At 34.5% G+C, this 18028-nt stretch carries 20 protein-coding genes; 4 read left to right on the forward strand and 16 right to left on the reverse strand.

Going from position 1 to position 18028, the window contains the following annotated elements; translation table 11 throughout:
- Positions 1–23: 23 nt before the first annotated feature.
- Positions 24–2555 (reverse strand): translocation and assembly module lipoprotein TamL, encoded by a 2532-nt coding sequence (gene tamL / locus AC5SR4_RS10705; RefSeq protein WP_495356238.1) that lies wholly within the window; start codon positions 2553–2555, stop codon positions 24–26.
- 177 nt (positions 2556–2732) lie between these two features.
- Between tamL and AC5SR4_RS10710 the strand changes: the two genes are divergently transcribed.
- The gene (locus AC5SR4_RS10710; RefSeq protein WP_495356239.1) at positions 2733–3458 is read left to right on the forward strand and encodes a TrmH family RNA methyltransferase; all 726 of its coding nucleotides are present in this window, start codon (positions 2733–2735) and stop codon (positions 3456–3458) included.
- On the opposite strand, the gene porT is transcribed toward AC5SR4_RS10710, so the two are convergent.
- Both porT and ubiE read right to left on the reverse strand, forming a co-directional pair.
- Positions 3452–4180 (reverse strand): type IX secretion/gliding motility protein PorT/SprT, encoded by a 729-nt coding sequence (gene porT, locus AC5SR4_RS10715; protein WP_495356240.1) that lies wholly within the window; start codon positions 4178–4180, stop codon positions 3452–3454. The two genes, AC5SR4_RS10710 and porT, sit on opposite strands and share 7 nt — an antisense overlap.
- Positions 4181–4184: 4 nt before the next feature.
- Positions 4185–4910 (reverse strand): bifunctional demethylmenaquinone methyltransferase/2-methoxy-6-polyprenyl-1,4-benzoquinol methylase UbiE, encoded by a 726-nt coding sequence (ubiE, locus tag AC5SR4_RS10720; RefSeq protein ID WP_495356241.1) that lies wholly within the window; start codon positions 4908–4910, stop codon positions 4185–4187.
- Positions 4911–5199: 289 nt separating this feature from the next.
- On the opposite strand from ubiE, the gene trkA reads away from it, so the two are divergent.
- Together trkA and AC5SR4_RS10730 are read left to right on the forward strand one after the other, a co-directional pair.
- The gene (gene trkA, locus AC5SR4_RS10725) at positions 5200–6549 is read left to right on the forward strand and encodes a Trk system potassium transporter TrkA (RefSeq protein ID WP_495356242.1); all 1350 of its coding nucleotides are present in this window, start codon (positions 5200–5202) and stop codon (positions 6547–6549) included.
- 14 nt (positions 6550–6563) lie between these two features.
- The gene (locus tag AC5SR4_RS10730; RefSeq protein WP_495356243.1) at positions 6564–8057 is read left to right on the forward strand and encodes a TrkH family potassium uptake protein; all 1494 of its coding nucleotides are present in this window, start codon (positions 6564–6566) and stop codon (positions 8055–8057) included.
- A gap of 394 nt (positions 8058–8451) precedes the next feature.
- Here the strand turns inward: AC5SR4_RS10730 and AC5SR4_RS10735 are convergent, their stop codons facing one another.
- From AC5SR4_RS10735 to AC5SR4_RS10790, 12 genes are all read right to left on the reverse strand, one after another.
- A complete protein-coding gene (locus tag AC5SR4_RS10735) occupies positions 8452–8628 on the reverse strand; it encodes a hypothetical protein (RefSeq protein ID WP_495356244.1) in 177 nt (58 codons plus the stop codon).
- Positions 8629–8639: 11 nt separating this feature from the next.
- Positions 8640–8972, reverse strand: a complete 333-nt coding sequence (locus AC5SR4_RS10740) for a hypothetical protein (RefSeq protein WP_495356245.1) — start codon at positions 8970–8972, stop codon at positions 8640–8642.
- Between the two features lie 2 nt (positions 8973–8974).
- Positions 8975–9352: a hypothetical protein gene (locus AC5SR4_RS10745; protein ID WP_495356246.1), complete on the reverse strand. Its 378-nt coding sequence runs from the start codon at positions 9350–9352 to the stop codon at positions 8975–8977.
- A gap of 4 nt (positions 9353–9356) precedes the next feature.
- Positions 9357–9632, reverse strand: a complete 276-nt coding sequence (locus AC5SR4_RS10750; RefSeq protein WP_495356247.1) for a YtxH domain-containing protein — start codon at positions 9630–9632, stop codon at positions 9357–9359.
- Positions 9633–9694: 62 nt separating this feature from the next.
- Complete coding sequence (locus AC5SR4_RS10755; protein WP_495356248.1) at positions 9695–9847, reverse strand: lmo0937 family membrane protein; 153 nt, start codon at positions 9845–9847, stop codon at positions 9695–9697.
- Between the two features lie 70 nt (positions 9848–9917).
- A complete protein-coding gene (locus AC5SR4_RS10760) occupies positions 9918–10493 on the reverse strand; it encodes a hypothetical protein (RefSeq protein WP_495356249.1) in 576 nt (191 codons plus the stop codon).
- Between the two features lie 150 nt (positions 10494–10643).
- Positions 10644–12329, reverse strand: a complete 1686-nt coding sequence (locus AC5SR4_RS10765; RefSeq protein ID WP_495356250.1) for a CHASE3 domain-containing protein — start codon at positions 12327–12329, stop codon at positions 10644–10646.
- Positions 12330–12432: 103 nt separating this feature from the next.
- Entirely contained in the window at positions 12433–12879 is a 447-nt protein-coding gene (locus AC5SR4_RS10770) for a response regulator (RefSeq protein WP_495356251.1), read from the reverse strand.
- An 11-nt stretch (positions 12880–12890) separates the two neighbouring features.
- Complete coding sequence (locus AC5SR4_RS10775) at positions 12891–13451, reverse strand: helix-turn-helix domain-containing protein (RefSeq protein ID WP_495356252.1); 561 nt, start codon at positions 13449–13451, stop codon at positions 12891–12893.
- Positions 13452–13600: 149 nt separating this feature from the next.
- The gene (locus AC5SR4_RS10780) at positions 13601–13786 is read right to left on the reverse strand and encodes a CsbD family protein (RefSeq protein WP_495356253.1); all 186 of its coding nucleotides are present in this window, start codon (positions 13784–13786) and stop codon (positions 13601–13603) included.
- 174 nt (positions 13787–13960) lie between these two features.
- On the reverse strand, positions 13961–15145 hold the full coding sequence (locus tag AC5SR4_RS10785) for a pyridoxal phosphate-dependent aminotransferase (RefSeq protein WP_495356254.1): 1185 nt from the start codon (positions 15143–15145) through the stop codon (positions 13961–13963).
- A 17-nt stretch (positions 15146–15162) separates the two neighbouring features.
- A complete protein-coding gene (locus tag AC5SR4_RS10790) occupies positions 15163–16263 on the reverse strand; it encodes a fatty acid desaturase family protein (RefSeq protein ID WP_495356255.1) in 1101 nt (366 codons plus the stop codon).
- Between the two features lie 143 nt (positions 16264–16406).
- On the opposite strand from AC5SR4_RS10790, the gene rsmG reads away from it, so the two are divergent.
- Entirely contained in the window at positions 16407–17036 is a 630-nt protein-coding gene (gene rsmG, locus AC5SR4_RS10795) for a 16S rRNA (guanine(527)-N(7))-methyltransferase RsmG (RefSeq protein ID WP_495356256.1), read from the forward strand.
- 7 nt (positions 17037–17043) lie between these two features.
- Here the strand turns inward: rsmG and AC5SR4_RS10800 are convergent, their stop codons facing one another.
- Positions 17044–18003 carry a tetratricopeptide repeat protein gene (locus AC5SR4_RS10800; protein WP_495356257.1) on the reverse strand — a complete coding sequence of 320 codons (960 nt, stop codon included), beginning with the start codon at positions 18001–18003 and terminating at the stop codon, positions 17044–17046.
- Positions 18004–18028: the final 25 nt, after the last annotated feature.

Consider the following 18028-nt stretch of genomic DNA (forward strand, 5'->3'; position numbering starts at 1 on the left):
GTTAAATATGAGCCATTTAGGGTTTAAAAAGGGTAGTTTATACCTATATTATATACGGCATTGGAAAAATTATAATCATTAAACCATCTGTTTTCATTTTGATAGGATGGATCGAGTGTTTTGAATCCAATATCAAACCGAAAAACGAAAAAGCTAAAATCGTAGCGTAATCCAAAGCCAGATCCTATGGCAATATCCTTTAATGAATTAAAGCTGGAAAAAGTAGCATTATCATTTTCTACATCATCCAGTACATTCCATATATTGCCTGCATCTATAAAAACGGCGCCATTTAGATCTTCAAATATGTTAAAACGCTGCTCGATGCTTAGGGCGAGTTTTAAGTTGGCTTCATTAAACTCATTAGAAGACTCCGAACTACCAGGGCCTAAATTATAGGCAGTCCATGCACGATTATCATTAGCGCCTCCAGCAAAAAAACTTTTAGAAAAAGGAATGTTGGTAGAATTGCCATAGGGTATGGCCACGCCTAAAAAGCTACGTGTAGCAAGTACATTTTTTTTACCTAAATCCCAATGCTTTACATAGTCGAGCTCAGCTTTCACAAATTGGGAGTAGGCAACATTAAAAATCTCATAGCGGTTGTTTTCATTTTTTTTCAATCCGATAACTTTGGATATTGCAGAAAGCGCATTACCTGCTAATTCCAGTTTGCAGCGAAATATTGAAAAATCTTCATCAAACAAATTAGTCCGCTCATCATTGATTAAACTAAAACTAGAAGATAGTATTAAGTTGTTTTCTGTGAGCCTGGTTTTTCGTTCGTTTATGGTATTAATGGTTGTTAATTGATTGGATGAAATTTCGTTAGGTGTTGGAGTTCCCAGAGCATAATTTATAAAAGCATTGGCTTCTTTTGGAATCACTAAGGTAGAATCTGACGGGATATAGTTTACATCTCTGGCAATATTGTTCAATGAATTGAATGAATTATCGTAAACCCTAAAATAGTTTTCAACATTTAAGTTTCTAACGTATTGCACATTAAAAACATCTAATCTATCAGTAACCTTTCTTGAAGGTTGCCAATTGTAATTAAAAATACCCGTAAAGGTTTGCTTGTCTAACCCAATATTGGTTTGGCTAGTTGTAGATAAACTTATTCGGGTGCTGGGCGACATGTATTTTGGGATAATATTTTCGGTATTGAACGGGAAAAAGAATCGCGGAATGGTGAGTTTTAAATCGAGTCCATATTCGTTAATATCAAAAAAGGGATCCTCTATATTATTTTTGTCTTTTGAGGCCCCAATAGACCCTATGGCAGACAGCTCTAAGGTTTCGGCTCCCCTAAAAATATTTCGGATTAAAAGACTGGGGTTTAATGAAAAACCAAAGGTTTGTATATTACTTTGGGAGATATCTGTACTAAACCCTAAACTGAATTTTTTTAAAGGGGTTAGCCTAATGGTATCAGATAGGGTATTGTCGGGGTTTTCAATATAATCAATATTTGGGTACTTAAATGTGCGTAACTCATTAATATGTCTATATGTAAGTGTTCGGTCCCTGTCCTTAAAAATAGTTCCTGGATTAATGAAAATGGCATCAGTAAGCGCTTTTGGGCGGTAACGTATTTTATTATAACTGTAGATGTTATAACCATTATATGAAATAGAGTCTAGGAAAGGCTTGTTTCTGTTTTCAAAAGCATCGTCAGTAATAATACTAACATCTTTTATTTTATAAATTTTAAAAGGGACGCGCTTTACGGAGTCTGGAGTTCTAATGGCCCTATTTTGAATTTGCACACTTACGTTTACATTTTTATTGGTACCAATGGTATCGATTTCAAAGGTCACATAATCTTGATTAAAATGATAAACCCCCAAGTTTCGTAGTTCACTTGTTATGCGGTCGCGCTCTTGTTCAAAATTAATGGTTCGATATTGGTCATGCTTTTGTAGTAAGCTATTACGCTTAATTTTTGTGTACAAAGAATCGATGACGGGTGATTTAATGATTTCAGAAATGGTATCCAGTTTATAAGGTTTGCCAGTTTCAACAATATATGCAATATTGGCTCTTTTATTTTCTTGCCTATCAATGTTGTACGAAGCATTTACATCAAACCAGCCATTGTTAATATAATAGTCTTGCAGCCGTTTTACAGATTTTTTTGTTTTTTCCTCATCAACAATTACGGGTGCTTCCCCCGTATTTTTTAGCCAATTGTTGAGCCCTATTCGGGTTTGAACATCTTTGTCCAATTGCTTTCTAGATAACATCTTGGTCTTCCATGCTAATTTTTCAGGATCATGATAAATTTTATGGGTTAAAATGGAATCTATATTAGGGCGTGCTAGATTATATATATGTAGTCTTAATGGAATGCCTACCGCGGGTATTTTGCTATTGGGTTTTTGGTATAATAAGTTGTTTATGGTTTCGGTATTGTCTTTTTTACCATTAATATAAACTTTGTTATTGGTAAGTAAATGCTCGTTTTCGCCCACCCGCTTAACAGCGTTGCATGAAGCTAACAATATGAAAATTACAACTAAGTATATTATTTTTGTAAATGGTTGTTTCAAATGAAATTAAAATTAATTCAAAATTACATGGTTAAAAATGGGCTGGGGTTAAAGACCTTTTATGTTAAGTTCAAAAATACATTATTTCTACAGAAAAAAATATTTAAATAAACTAAGACTTAATCGGCAGTATTTTCATTTCTTTATAAAATAAAACTGCTGCGTAAATTTCAATACATGCTCTCTAAAAACCAAATAAAACTAATAACGTCTTTAAAGCAAAAAAAATATAGATCGCAACATGGTTTTTTTGTTGTTGAGGGGGTTAAGACCATAAACGAACTGTTAAAATCGCATTTAGAATTACATGTTTTATATACAACCGAAACGTTCAATATCCTTGCCAAACAAGAAATTTTGATAACAGATTTAGAATTAAAGCGCATAAGCTTTTTAAAAACCCCTAATAAAGCACTGGCTATTTTTAAAGTACCTAAGCCCAAGCCCATAAAAAATTCAGGCATTATTGTAGCGCTTGATGCAGTAAGAGATCCTGGTAATTTGGGGACTATTATAAGGCTTTGTGATTGGTTTGGGATACAGGAATTGGTTTGTAGTACGGAGACGGTAGATTGTTTTAACCCTAAAGTTATCCAAGCTACTATGGGGTCTATTACCAGAGTTAATATTAATTATATGGATTTGGAGGAATTTATTAGTTCATCTAAATTGCCAGTATATGGTGCTTTTATGGAAGGCGCATCGGTTTACAAGGCATCGCTGCCAGAACACGGTATTTTGATTATGGGTAATGAGGCGAATGGTATTTCCAGTGCTATTAAGGCCGTTATAACCAATAAAATTTCCATACCTAGGTTTGGTGATTTGCAAGTGGCTGAAAGTTTAAATGTAGCCACCGCCACGGCCATTTTATTAAGCGAATTTAAACGTCGTTTTTATTGAAATGTAAAATTAATGAACACCCCTCTGGTTTTCATACTGTTAATATTGCTGGTCCAAGGACTATTGGGGTCTTTATCCCTAACCAATTCATCATTAATGGCAAATAAACCACGAATGGAAGGTGTAAACTTAAAGTTATGCAAATAGAGGTCTATGCCAAAGCCAAGTTCATAAAAAAGCATGTTTTTTTTTGTTCTAAACTGGCCATTGCTATTATCATTTGGATTGGATTCGTTACTTGATAAGTTTAAGGCAGTTGAAAAACCACCAACCACAAAAGGTTTAAAATTGTTTACGCGTTTGGTGGAAACTTTTACCAATAGCGGAAAATGTATATAGGTAGATTTTACCTCTCGTGTTAAATCAGAATCAGTAAATGTAGTACCATCAAAATAGGTCTGGCTATAATAAAGTTCTCGGGTTGTAATAACCAATCCAGGTTCTAACCGTAAGTCTATAAAACTATTAATGCGCATATTACCAATGAGTCCTACACTAAAACCAGGACTTCTTTTTACGTATATATCACGTAAATCTTCATTGTAGTCGAAGTTAAAATCATAGTTGTTAATTCCTAAAAAGTAACCCCAACGCAAAAATTTATTATCTGTAGAGCCGCGCCCTTGATTTGCATCATAAGTTACTTTTTCTCTTCTAAACAATTGGGCATTAGAAGTTTGTATAAGTGAAAAGAATAATATTAATGCAAAAAAATGCTTCATAGTTTTATTTTGATGATTTATAGATTGTCGCAACACCAAAAGTTTGAGGAAAATCTTCAACACTTATAAACCCAATTTTACGTAAAATATTGTTTAAGGCCTCGCCATACGGAAAAACGGATGCCGATTCACATAAATACTTATAAGCACTTCGGTCTTTTGAAAATAGCTTACCTATTAAAGGAAGCATATATTTGGTATATAAGGTGTATCCTTGTTTGTAGGGTGTCTTTGTTGGAACTGAAGTTTCAAGGATAACAAAAGTGCCATTAGGCTTCAGCACCCTGTAGATTTCCTTTAATCCGCTTTCAAGTGATTCAAAGTTTCTAACACCAAAAGCAACAGTAATGGCATCAAATGTGTTGTCTTGAAAAGGCATGCTTTCACTATCCCCCAAAACCATTTCTATTTTATGCTCTAGACCTTTATTTTTAATTTTTTTTTTGCCAATTTCCAGCATACCACTACTTATATCTAATCCAATAATCCTAGAAGCATTGGTTTCAGCTAGGTTAATAGCCAAATCACCAGTGCCTGTAGCAATATCCAAGATACTTTCTGGGTGACTTTCTTTAACTATGTTCACTACTTTTTTACGCCATTTAATATCAATTCCGAAAGAAATAACACGGTTTAGTCCGTCATATTCCCCAGAAATGGTATCAAACATTTTTGTGACTTGTTCCTTCTTTCCTAAATCACTGTTCTTGTATGGTTTAATTTTTGACAATGCTATATTTTTTGGCAAACCTACATAATTTATTCCGACTTTAAAATATCAATTAAAACCTAAATGTATTAAAGCCGCAGGATTATTAGAAGATTACTTTTGTTTTTTTATTAATTAATTGGTGGTAAAACGATAAATTACCTTGTAAAAAGTAATTTATAGTATATTTGTACTACTTTTTGTTTGAAGCTTTTGAATTATAGAAGCGAGGAGAGAATAGAGAGAGAGGGAAAGACGGCAGGTGTTCAGTGTCTAAAGACGAAGCGGTCTAAAATCTAATAGAAAATACATGAAAATAATTATTGCTGGTGCTGGAGAAGTTGGATTTCATTTGGCAAAGTTATTATCTTACGAATCGCAAGAGATTACCTTAATAGATACCAACAAGGAAAGTTTAATACATGCCGAAACCCATTTAGATATTCGTGTTATTAAGGGTGATGCCACATCAATTGCCATTTTAAAAGAGGCCCGCGTTAACATTTGTGAATTATTTATAGCAGTTACTTCTAGCGAAACAACTAATATTACCGTTAGTGTATTAGCAAAACAACTAGGTGCTAAAAAAACCATTGCTAGAATAGCCAATACCGAGTTTATAAACCATAAGGACGAAGTGGGCTTTACCAAGTTTGGTATTGACGAGTTGATATCTCCAGAATCTTTAGCAGCTTCGGAGATTGAATTGTCATTGAAACAATCGTCCTTTAACGATAGCTATGAGTTTGAAAATGGGGCGCTTGCTATGGCTGGATTAACACTTTCCAGATCGGCTTCATTTGTAGGGAAAACGGTTAAGGAGGCAGCAGCCATTTTTCCTGAAATACATTTTATGCCTATAGCTATACAACGTTTTGGTACCCAATATACCATTATTCCAAGAGGTGACACTAAGTTTAAACGAGGAGACAGCGTGGTATTTATTACCTCTGAAGGAGGAGGTGAAGAATTATGCAGGTTAACAGGAAAATCCAATAAAGAAATTAAGAATGTCATGATTTTGGGTGGTAGCCAAATAGGGTTTAAAACAGCCCGGGATTTATGCGAAAAGCATTTTAACGTCAAACTTTTAGAAGAGAACAAGGAAAAAGCTTTTGATATTGCTGATGAGTTACCAGACGTTTTAGTAATAAATACCGATGGTAGAAATGTCGATTTATTGGATGAGGAGAATATAGGTGATATGGATGCTTTTATTGCCCTAACAGGAAACTCTGAAACCAATATCATGTCTTGTCTGGTAGCAAAATCAAAAGGCGTTAAGAAAACGGTGGCACTTGTGGAAAACATGGATTATTTTGAGTTATCACATTCCATAGGTATAGATACGTTAGTCAATAAAAAATTATTGGCAGCCAATAATATTTTTAGATACATCCGTAGAGGGGAGGTTGTTGCCATGACAAAGTTGAGCAATTTGAATGCAGAATTGTTGGAGTTTGAAGTAAAAGGTACGTCGGCTGTATGCAATAAGTATATCAAGGATATTGATTTTCCAAGATCGGCTATTATTGGGGGTGTTATTAGAAATGGTATTGGCATGATAGCCCTTGGAAGCTTTAAGATACAGGAAGGCGACCGCGTGGTAGTTTGTTGTTTGTTGCAATCCATTAAACGAGTAGAAAAGTTGTTTCTTTAAATTGTGAAAAGACCTTGAAATTAAACTACAAAATCATTTTTCATTTTTTAGGACTACTGTTATTATTTAATGGTGGCTTTATGCTTTTAGCGACCCTCGTTAGTGTAATTTACAGAGACGGTGTTACGTTTCAAATATTTATTGCTGGTATTTTAACGCTTTTAGCAGGGGGGATTGCCATGGTGCTTACCCGCAATCATAAAAAAGAAATAAATAAGCGTGAGGGGTATATTGTGGTATCTTTTGGGTGGATTATTATGTCTTTGTCAGGTACTTTGCCTTATGTTTTAACTGATAGTATTCCCAGCTTTACAAATGCTTTTTTTGAAACCATGTCGGGATATACCACAACGGGGGCTTCCATTTTAACTGATATTGAGGCAATTCCCTATGGAGTTTTATTTTGGCGCAGTACGACACACTGGATTGGAGGTATGGGTATTATTGTGTTGGCCATAGCCATTTTACCTTTATTAGGTATTGGTGGTATGCAGCTATTTGCCGCAGAAGCACCAGGGCCTAGTGCTGATAAATTACACCCAAGAATCACTGATACGGCCAAGCGTTTGTGGCTTATTTATTTTGGCTATACGGCAGCAGAGACCTTGTTTTTAAAATTGGCAGGTATGTCTTTTTTTGATGCCATAAACCATTCTATGGCAACACTGTCCACAGGAGGGTTTTCAACAAAAAATGCCAGTTTAGCTTATTGGAACCACAAACCTGTTATTCAGTATATAGTCATACTCTTTATGTTTTTGGCTGGATCCAACTTTGTGTTGAGTTACTTTGCATTTAAAGGACGTATTCAAAAAATAATTCGTGATGAGGAGTTTAAATTATACTTTAGGTTTATAGTTATTTTTACAATAATAGCGGCCATTATTATATATTTTAGGGCCGATGTATCGGTGTCATCTATTTATCACCCCATGGTTTGGGGAGAAGCTGAAAGTGCTTTTAGGCATGCATTATTTCAAGTGCTTACGGTGATTACAACCACAGGTTTTATTACTGCAGATTATACCTTATGGACTCCTTTTTTAGTAGTTTTCTTTTTCGGACTCATGTTTTTAGGAGGATCGGCTGGAAGTACATCGGGTGGTGTAAAAGTTGTGCGTCATCTCCTCCTTATCAAGAATGGCTTTTTAGAATTTAAGCGCACCTTACACCCAAATGCTATTTTACCAGTAAGGTATAATACCAAGGCTATTTCGGGCAATATTGTTTTTAACGTCTTAGGTTTTTTTATTCTCTACATGTTATCATTTATTATTGGGGCATTGGTCTTTTCAATGTTTCAAATAGACTTTACTTCAGCTATTGGGCTGTCGGCCTCAAGTTTAGGTAATATAGGACCGGCACTTGGTGACTTTGGACCCGTAAATAATTATTCGGCATTACCGCCATTGGCGCAGTGGTGGTCTTCGTTTTTAATGCTCATTGGACGTTTGGAATTGTTTACAGTGCTTATCTTATTAACACCTTTCTTTTGGCGTAACAGGTAAACTAAGGGGTATTTAATATGCTACCCTGGATTCTAGATATATTCACCTTAGTTACAAACCAGATAAACCCCTGTTCTACATATGGAGGCAATACGTTTGAAATTGGATTACCCCTCGTTTTATGCCTGTTGGTACCCTTCTTGGAACTTATTAACCCCTCGTTCGGAACGAGGCAACAAGATTTTCCGAGCGAGGAGGAAACAGATCTGGAACTGAGAGGTGTGATGTTTGGAACGTGTTATGAATATATTTTGGCATGTAAGTTTTGATGTATGTTAATGTTTGGTTTTTATAAAAGCGGGATGTTATCCAAAAACCAGATGGAACTAACTCCCCTTTTCGAGAGGAATGTCATTGTATTCAACGTAATAGATAGGATGACAAATTTACAGCCCTAATCCACAGCATCTTCAATTTCATCACCAACATCTTCTGCGGCATCACCAATGCCATCACCTACATCTTCAACACCATCTTCAATTTTTTCGCCTGTGGTTCTTTGGTCTCTGCAACTTGTAAAACTGGTTCCAAGTATTAGGGATAAAATAAATATATATGCTAATTTTTTCATGGTTATAAGTTTTAATATTTTATTTGTTTTGAAATGATTTTTGTGGAAGCATACTGTATGGCATATCCCAACAACCGTTTAAATAGGTTGTTAGACTTGCCTACGATTAGCTTTTTTGAAACATAACCGCCTGTTATACTCAATAAGGTTTCCAGTAGATTGTTTTTTGCTATTTTATTTGCTTTAATATCTACTATGGCTCTATTTAGAAGCTTTGAAGGATGTAGTTCATTGTAAGTTTTGTTTAACTCGGTTTGCAATACTTTATAATCCTGTGCTTTTTTATGCTCTAAGACATGTATTTTAGCTTTTAACTCGGTACTTTTGTTTTTATAAATAGTCATAATTATTCTAAATCAGTTTTGTCGTGTTGCGCTTTTCCTGTTTTCAATAATTTGGCAATTACCAAATTGGTAATGGGTGCTTTAATAAGCGGTTTACTGAAAAAATAAAGTACTACGGCTATGATTAAATAGAATACAGATACGATTAAAAACCCCAAAAAATAATTTTCCATTTGCTGACCTATAAATAGGCTTATGGCAATGTTTACAAATAATGTAAATGTGGCTATTGCTAGTACTAAAACAATTCTTGAGGCTAATGACGACACTATGTCTGCAGTGGTTTCAATCGCATATAGCTTATGCAATTCTATACTAGTTTCTGTGTAATTTTTAGCCTTTTCGTAAATTGATTCAACGTGACTTGCAATGGGTTCCATATGTTTAAACCTTTTCAGTTTCATTAACGACTGCTTTTTTAAACGCTTCTTTTTTGGCGTTTATGGCGTCTTCACTTTCTTCTTTAACTGTAGTGTATTTTTCTGAAACACTGTCAACAATGTCATCTATGTTTTCTTTTAATTTGTCTTTGGCATCTTTAGCTTTTGATGCTATTTTTTTTCTGGTTTTATGTCCTTTGTCAGGTGCAAATAAGATTCCTAAAGTGGTTCCTACTGCGACTCCTGCTATAATACCTGCGATTGCTTTACTTGTTTTCATAATGTGTGTTTTTAAATATTAGTATTAAATTTAAGATCTGCCTACTTTAGACAGAAATGATATTAAACGCCTCGACCTCCAATTAATCTCAATAGGATTGCTATAACGGCAATGACTAGTAAGATATGGATTAGGCTTCCTAAGCTGTACACAAAGAATCCTAATGCCCAACCTATAACTAGGATGACAGCTATGATGTATAGTAAACTTCTCATAATTGTTGTTTTTATATTAATGATCGTTATCGTTTCATTTTTATGGAAAAATTCAACGCTATAAAAACCGTTATTTTAGAATTTGTCTTTCTACTGTTTCCATATTGTTTAGTGCTTGCTTTAGTATGGAATTTGTTTCTACTGATAGGGCTTTAAATTCAACATTATTTGTTGTTGTAGAAAGCTTATTTAGTAAATCAATTTGCGTTTTGATTTTTTGGGCAATTAAATCTAACTGGCTCTCAATAAATTCGCTAACATCTTCGTTCTTAGTTGCATTTGTTTCAATATTCGAATAATTGGGTATTGAAATCAATTTTTCGCGAGCCAATGCTTTGTAATCCTTAAAAATAACTTGGTGCGTGTTTTCTAAATTGTTTACTGAATTTAAAATTTTATTGTTGGGTTTGGTATTTGTAATCGCCTTGCAAAGTGCTATAATATCCAAACTGTTTTGAGAAGCTTTGACCAATAATTTAGCCTCATCTTTATTGGTTTTTATTCTGTTTTGTTTTTTAATGCTCAAGTCGTTTTGATTGTTGTTTTTAAATATGAAATTACAGGACACCATGTGTACAAGTGTAAAAGAGGTGACAAGTGTTACTTTTAAAAATGACTTGATGTTTATGTTCTGTTCCTTTTTCATAATACTTATAGAACTTATTTAATAAGTACAATACAAAGGTCGGGAATACATACACTTTTTATGTTACAGCATTTTTGTTAATACTTACAAGATTTTAATATTAATGACTAACAGTGAATTGATTTAATATCAAAAAATAAAAACCCGGTTTTATTTTGAAGGTAAATACACGGTAAAGATAGCACCTTTATTAGGTTTGCCTTTAGCAAAGATGTAACCTTTGTGGTTTTCTACAATTTTTTTGCATATGGATAAACCAATACCTGTGCCAGAGTATTCATCTTTGTTATGCAGCCTGTTGAAGAGCACAAATATTTTCTCGGCATATTTATTGTCAAAACCAATGCCATTGTCTGTAAAGGTTATTTTATGAAAATAGCCTTTTTTTGATTTTTTTATATTAGGAATTTCTGCAGCTTTCACTTTTGCATATACAATGACTATTTCTGGTGTTCTATCAGGTGCTCTATATTTAATGGCATTTCCAATTAGATTGCCAAATAGTTGTTGTATTTGAAAAGGAATAACCTTAATAATTGGAAACACATCTGTTTGTATTACTGCATTTTCTTTTGAAATAGTTTCGGCCAAATCTTGTTTGGCACCTTCTAGAAGCAGGTTGAGGTTAGATTTCTCAAATACTTTATCAGCTTTATTGGTTCTAGAGAATTGCAGTAAATCATCAATTAATGAACGCATTCTGGTAGCGGCAGTTTTAATCCGTTCCACATAACTTTTCCCTGATGCTGATAGTACATCGGCTTCTTTTTCTTCCAATCTAGATAAAAAGGTCTGTATTTTTCTAAGGGGTTCCTGTAAATCATGACTCGCCACATAATTAAAAGCCTGTAGTTCTTTATTGTTGCGCTCCAGTTCTAAATTGCGTTCTTCTAACATTTTAAAGTTTTTAATCTCGTCGGTCACATCGGTTGTGGTTGCCAGTAATTGCTTTTTACCTGCTTGGTTGGTAAATGTTTTTCCAAATGTTTTTAAATGCCTAATAGTGCCATTTTTATGTATAACCCTATAGTTAACAAAAGGTAAGTCTTTGATGTTCAGCATTTTTTCAAAAGCCTTACTCAATTTATTTTTGTCTTTAACATGCACAAACCTCATAAAATTTTCTATGGTTGGTGCAAAGGATTGGGGGGCTTCACCTAAGAGGCGATAAAAATTGTCTGAACAAACAAATTTATCTTCGTCAATATACCAGGCCCAATTACCATGATTACTAACAATTTCTGATAGATTGGCAGATTCCTTAAAAACTTCTAATTGCTCGTTGGAAGCTTTTAACTTTTTTAGGTTAGACGTAATTTTAGCATAGGCTCCGTACATAAGCAGCAACGACATTAATAACACTAAATAAAGAAAAATAGGTGTGAATTTAAGATTTTCCTTAAGCGCCGTTTGTTGTTCACTGAGCAACCTGTTTTCAAGGGCTATCATGTCCTTTATTTTAGCACGGACCGCATCCATGGCCTTTTTGCCATCTAAAAAATTTGCTTTAAAGTTGGGGTTCTCTAGGTTGGAGACAGAGGAGAATCGAAAGGATTTTTGAAAACAGGCCATTCTGTAATCAATTAAATTATTAAGTTCTTTTAGATTTTCCTGTTGGATCGGATTATTTTTGGTGAGTTCTTTTAATTCAGCAAAGCTGTTATTAATGTTTTCTCTTCCAGAGTTGTAGGGGTCTAAATAGTTAGGGTCGTTGGTTATAATAAAACCACGTTGCGCTGTTTCGGCATCTTTTAAATAGGATAAAATTTGCTCTAGTTCTACATTTACCCTATAAGTATGCGTGACTAAACTGGAGGACCGAGATAAGTTTTCCATGTTTTTGTAAGTCATCCCACCTACAAAAAGTATAACAAAGGAGCAGGTGAAAAAAACTGTTTTCACAAACCAAGGTGCTTTGTATATACTTTGAATCATGATACTATAGCCTTAATAAGAAGTTATCTTTATTTAGTCCGTTAGTATGGTATTGCCAATTGGTGGTAACCACTTCGGAAAGTACTTTTTTAAGCACCTTAAAGCTACTGGGCTTTTTTATGTAGATATTGGCACCTTGAACAAATGTTTTTTCGATGTCTTCCTCGGAAGCCGATGTGGAATAGATGGCAATGGCCATATCATTAAATTTAGGGTTGGCTTTTATTTCGTTTAAACATTCCAAACCAGATTTTCGTGGCATATTCAAATCCAGGAACAATACATGGGGCAATACGGCATCATCCATTTTTAAATAATCCATTAAATAAACACCATCTTTAAAGGTTTTTACTTTGGTACCTATTTTTAGTTCATCAAAAGCTTCGGTAAAGAACATACGATCATCGTCATCGTCATCTGCCAGTATAATATGAACATAGTCTTCTTGCATAATAAAAGGTATTATCTATTAAGGTTTAATTTACGCCGTTCTGAAATGATGCGCTGGAAGGCAGATGGTGTAATACCTGTAGTGTTTTTAAATTGTGTGCTTAAATGGGCTACACTGGAATAGTTAAGTTTAAAAGCTATTTCGGTTAAACTTAAATGATTGTTTATAATCAATTGTTTAGAGTATTCAATTTTTTGCAAAATGATAAAGTTTTCTATGGAGGTATAGGTTACTTCAGAAAATAAGCTTGATAAGTAGCCGTAGCTATGTCCCAACTTATCTACTAAATAGGCCGAGGTTTTTACATTTACAGTAGTATCTTCATTAAAAACCATATCTATAATGGTATCTTTAATTTTCTGCACCAAAATACTTTTTTGGTTTTCAATAACCTCTATGCTAAAGCTATTTAAGGTGTTGGTGAGCGTTTCTAATTTTTCTGGAGGCAGCTTTTCTAAAAGCTCAACTTCGCCAAAACCAATTATATTATATTTTATGCCTTGTGCTTTTAGGGTGTCTTCCAAAATTCTTTTACATATGGCATGGAAATCGAACTTTAAATATAATATCATCTACTTGTGTATTGGTTTTGTAAATTTAGTATATTATTATGTATTCACATGATGGGGTGGGTGTTAAATTAAATAGTGCCTAATAACCTGAGTTGACCAATCAACCTAATTAATCATGAAAAATTGAAGACTTTTGGGCACTTATTATATTATAAGTTAGAAATCATGCTATGCAATTCTTTTTTGGTCTTGCCCAGTTTTTGTTGAATTTTACCGAAAGTTTCTTCTTCTTTTCCATCAATCAATAACAAATCATCATCTGTTAAAGAGGCATATTTTTGTTTTAATTTCCCTTTAATCTCATTCCAGTTTCCTTTTATTTCTTTAGTGTTCATAATGTATGTTTTTTTAAATGTCATTATATCATATAACAACTTCTAGTTACAAAGTTAAACCTTGCACCAGCTATGTGCCTTACATAATTTTTATTGTTTGTTATAAGATTGCTATTAGGCACAAAAAAAGCCACTACTAAGTAGTGGCTTTGTATTTATTTATGTGTTTATGTTCTAGCTAACAGCTTCCTTGATGCGTTTTATAGCTTCAATAATTTGCTCTTGTGAAGCCGCATATGAAATCCTTATGCAATTAGGGTTTCCAAAGGATGCACCATCAACCGTTGCCACTAAGGCTTCTTCCAATAGATACATAGAGAAATCGGAAGCGTTATTTATGGTCTTTCCACGTAATGTTTTACCAAAGAAATGTGTAATGTTAGGAAATACATAAAAGGCACCTTCTGGTATGTTGGTCTTAAAACCTTCAATATCATTTAATAGCCCTAAGATTAAATCACGACGTATTTTAAACTCATCAATCATATATTTAACCCGGTCTGGCGATGCATTAAGTGCTGTAATAGTGGCACGTTGTGCAATACAGTTGGCACCACTGGTAATTTGCCCCTGCATTTTATTACAGGCACGTGCAATTTTTTCTGGGCCACCAAGATAGCCTATACGCCAGCCAGTCATGGCAAATGCTTTAGAAACACCATTAACGGTGATGGTGCGGTCGTACATGTCTTCAAATTGTGCCATGCTTGCATGTTGGCCTACATAATTGATGTGCTCATATATTTCATCAGAAACGACATAGATGTTAGGGTGCTTTACCAAGACATCTGCAAGGGCTCTTAGTTCTTCCTTACTGTAAATAGAACCACTGGGGTTGCAGGGAGAACTAAACCAAATCATTTTAGTTTTAGGTGTAATGGCAGCTTCCAACTGATCTGGAGTCATTTTAAAATCAGTTTCAATAGATGTTTTCACTTCTACAGGAACTCCATCATTCAACTTCACGATATCAGAGTAGCTTACCCAGTAAGGACAAGGCATGATTACCTCGTCACCTTTATTTACCATCACACCGGCAATGTTTGCCAACGATTGTTTGGCACCTGTTGAAACAACGATTTGTGCAGGTGCATATGTTAAGTTATTATCACGCTTAAATTTTGTGATGATGGCTTCTTTTAAGTCTCCATAACCATCTACTGGTGAATACGAATTGTAGTTCTCATTTATGGCTTGTATAGCAGCATCTTTAATAAAATCTGGTGTATTAAAGTCAGGTTCTCCCAAACTTAAGCCAATAATATCTTTGCCTTCTGTTCTTAATTCTCTTGCTTTGGCAGCCATAGCTAACGTTGCGGACGTTGCCATGTTTAAAATTCTATCAGATAATAATTGCATTTAAAAAATAATAATAGTTAGACTTGTAAAGCGGGTTTCATACCCATTTCGCGTAAATGCTTAAAGTGGGCAATAATGGCCTTACGTGTGGTTTTGTATTCCTTATAGGGTAAGTTAAACTCTTTAGCAGTTTCCTTAACTATTTTTGAAATTTTATTATAGTGTATATGGCTTATGTGTGGAAAAATATGGTGCTCCACCTGATGGTTAAGTCCGCCAGTAAACCAATTTACAATTTTATTTTTTGTGCTAAAATTAACTGTAGTTTTAAGTTGATGAACCGCCCAGGTATTTTTCATAGTACCATCTCTTTCTGGTAATGGCATTTCGGCTTCTTCCATAACATGGGCCAGTTGAAATACTACACTTAAAATAAGTCCGGCAGTATAATGCATAACAAAAAAGCCAATTAATATTTTCCACCAGGTGATGTCTAAAAACACCATAGGTATTACAATCCATATGGCAATATAAATCAGTTTTGAAATCACTAATTTACTCCAGTTCCATACAGGGTTTGGAAATTTGCCATACGATAATTTACGTTTCATATAGCGACGCATTTGAACAAAATCGGTGGTAATGGCCCAGTTTATAGTTAAAAGTCCATAAAGCAACACAGAATAGTAGTGTTGGAATTTATGGTGCCATCGCCACTCAGAATGTTCTGTAAATCGTAAAATACGGCCAGCTTCCAAATCTTCATCATGTCCATGAATATTGGTGTAGGTATGGTGCAAAACATTGTGCTGTACTTTCCAGTTATAAACGTTTCCAGCAAGGATGTAAATACTACTTCCCATTAAACGGTTAATCCATTCTTTATTGGAAAAAGATCCGTGGTTGCCGTCGTGCATTACATTCATCCCAACACCTGCCATGCCAATACCCATAACAATAGTTAGTAGAAATTGTGCCCAACCAGGAATATTTAAGGTCAATATTAAAAAGTAAGGCGTTAAAAATATTGAAAACATAACAATAGTCTTGGCCCATAGTTTCCAATTTCCTGTGCGCTTTACATTATTATCTTTAAAGTAATCATTAACACGTTTGTTAAGTGTCCTAAAAAACTTTGCAGAGTCTGTTCTTGAAAAGGATAGGGTTTGTTTTGTCATGGTACTAATTTTATAATCTGGTTTAGCTTTGGTTGGTTATGCTACATGTGGCGCAAAGATAGGCATAAACGAATTGAAGTTATAACCTTTTTTTGTAAAAATATGCATGTAAAAAACATATTTTTGTTGAAAATTTAACAGGAATGGAACTTATACTGAAATACTTCAAAAATTTAACCGATGACCAAATAAGTAAATTCAGGGCATTAGGAGCGCTTTACCAAGATTGGAATGTAAAGATCAATGTTGTGTCTAGAAAAGATATTGATGAGTTGTACTTAAGGCACGTGTTACATGCTATGGGTATTGCAAAAGTCATCCATTTTAAGGACGGCAGTAAAATTATGGATGTTGGTACCGGTGGAGGCTTTCCTGGCATACCATTGGCCATTTTATTTCCCAATTGTTCATTTCATTTGGTGGATAGTATTGCCAAAAAGTTAGGGGTTGTAGATGAGGTTGTAGATGGTTTGGGTCTAACCAACGTAAAAACAACCCACAGCAGAGTAGAGGATATAAACGACACGTATGATTTTATTGTGAGCAGAGCTGTGGCTGCCATGCCAACATTTGTTCATTGGGTAAAAGGTAAAATAGCCAAAAAGCAGCAAAATGATTTAAAAAATGGTATTCTATACTTAAAAGGCGGCGATTTAAGTGAGGAGTTACAGGATTACAGAACGGTAACAATATATGATTTAAGCAATTTTTATGCAGAACCATTTTTTGAAACCAAAAAAATTGTGCATTTGCCCATGAAGTATAAAGGTTGAAAAGGTATTATAGCGCCTGTAAGGCATCAAAATTTTCTTTGAAGTAATATAATTGGTTTTGGTACCAATAGGTGTTTTCAAATGCTTCCAAAGTGTTAGTGTTCAATTCAGGTGAAATAATGCTCTTGGCTTTATCAAAATAAAATTTAGCATTTTTGGGATCGTTGGCTTTGTAATAGGTTAGTGCTAGGCCAATCATGGCATCGAAGTCCAGGGCATCAAAGCGTAGGGCGGTATTATAATCAGAGATGGCTTTAGGGAAATTTCCAAGTAATAAATAAGAAGTGCCTCTGTAAAAATAGGCAAAGCTATTGTTATCATTAAACTTGATGGCCGAAGAGAAATCGGAGTTGGCTTTTTGGTAATAGTTAATACTCAAATAAAACACGCCTCTATTATAGTAAGTGTTTGTATTAGGATCTATGGATATGGCAGTGGAATAATCATTTAGGGCATTTAAAGGCTTGTCCAGTGCCTCAAAAGCTGCAGCCCTAAGCGCATAGGTTTTTGTTTGAAGGGGAGCTACATTAATAACGCTATTGAAAATGTAAATGGCACTTTCATAATCTTCCAAATCGTACTTTACACAACCCCAACTATACAGGGCGTCAATAAAATTGGGATCCAGTTCAAATGCTTTTTGGTAATCCTCTTCGGCACCCGCATAATCCTTTATGCTGTATCTGGAGTTTCCTCTGTTGTAATAAGTATCTGCATCGGGCTCCATCAAAATAACTTTGGAGTAATCTACAATAGCACCGTGGTAATCACCTAAATCATTTTTAGCCAACCCCCGGTAAAAGTAAGCATCCAGATTTTTTGGTTCTAGCTCAATAACTTTAGAGTATAGCTCAATTTTTTCATTTAAATCGGTCGATCTTGTAGCAAGTCTAAAGAATTTATTGGCCTGACAGAAAGCTGTAAACGGAATAAGAAAGAGAACTATTAAGGAGCAATTTGGTTTCATTTAAGTAAAAATGATTAGTAAGTTT

This window comes from Aestuariibaculum scopimerae, assembly GCF_059428085.1.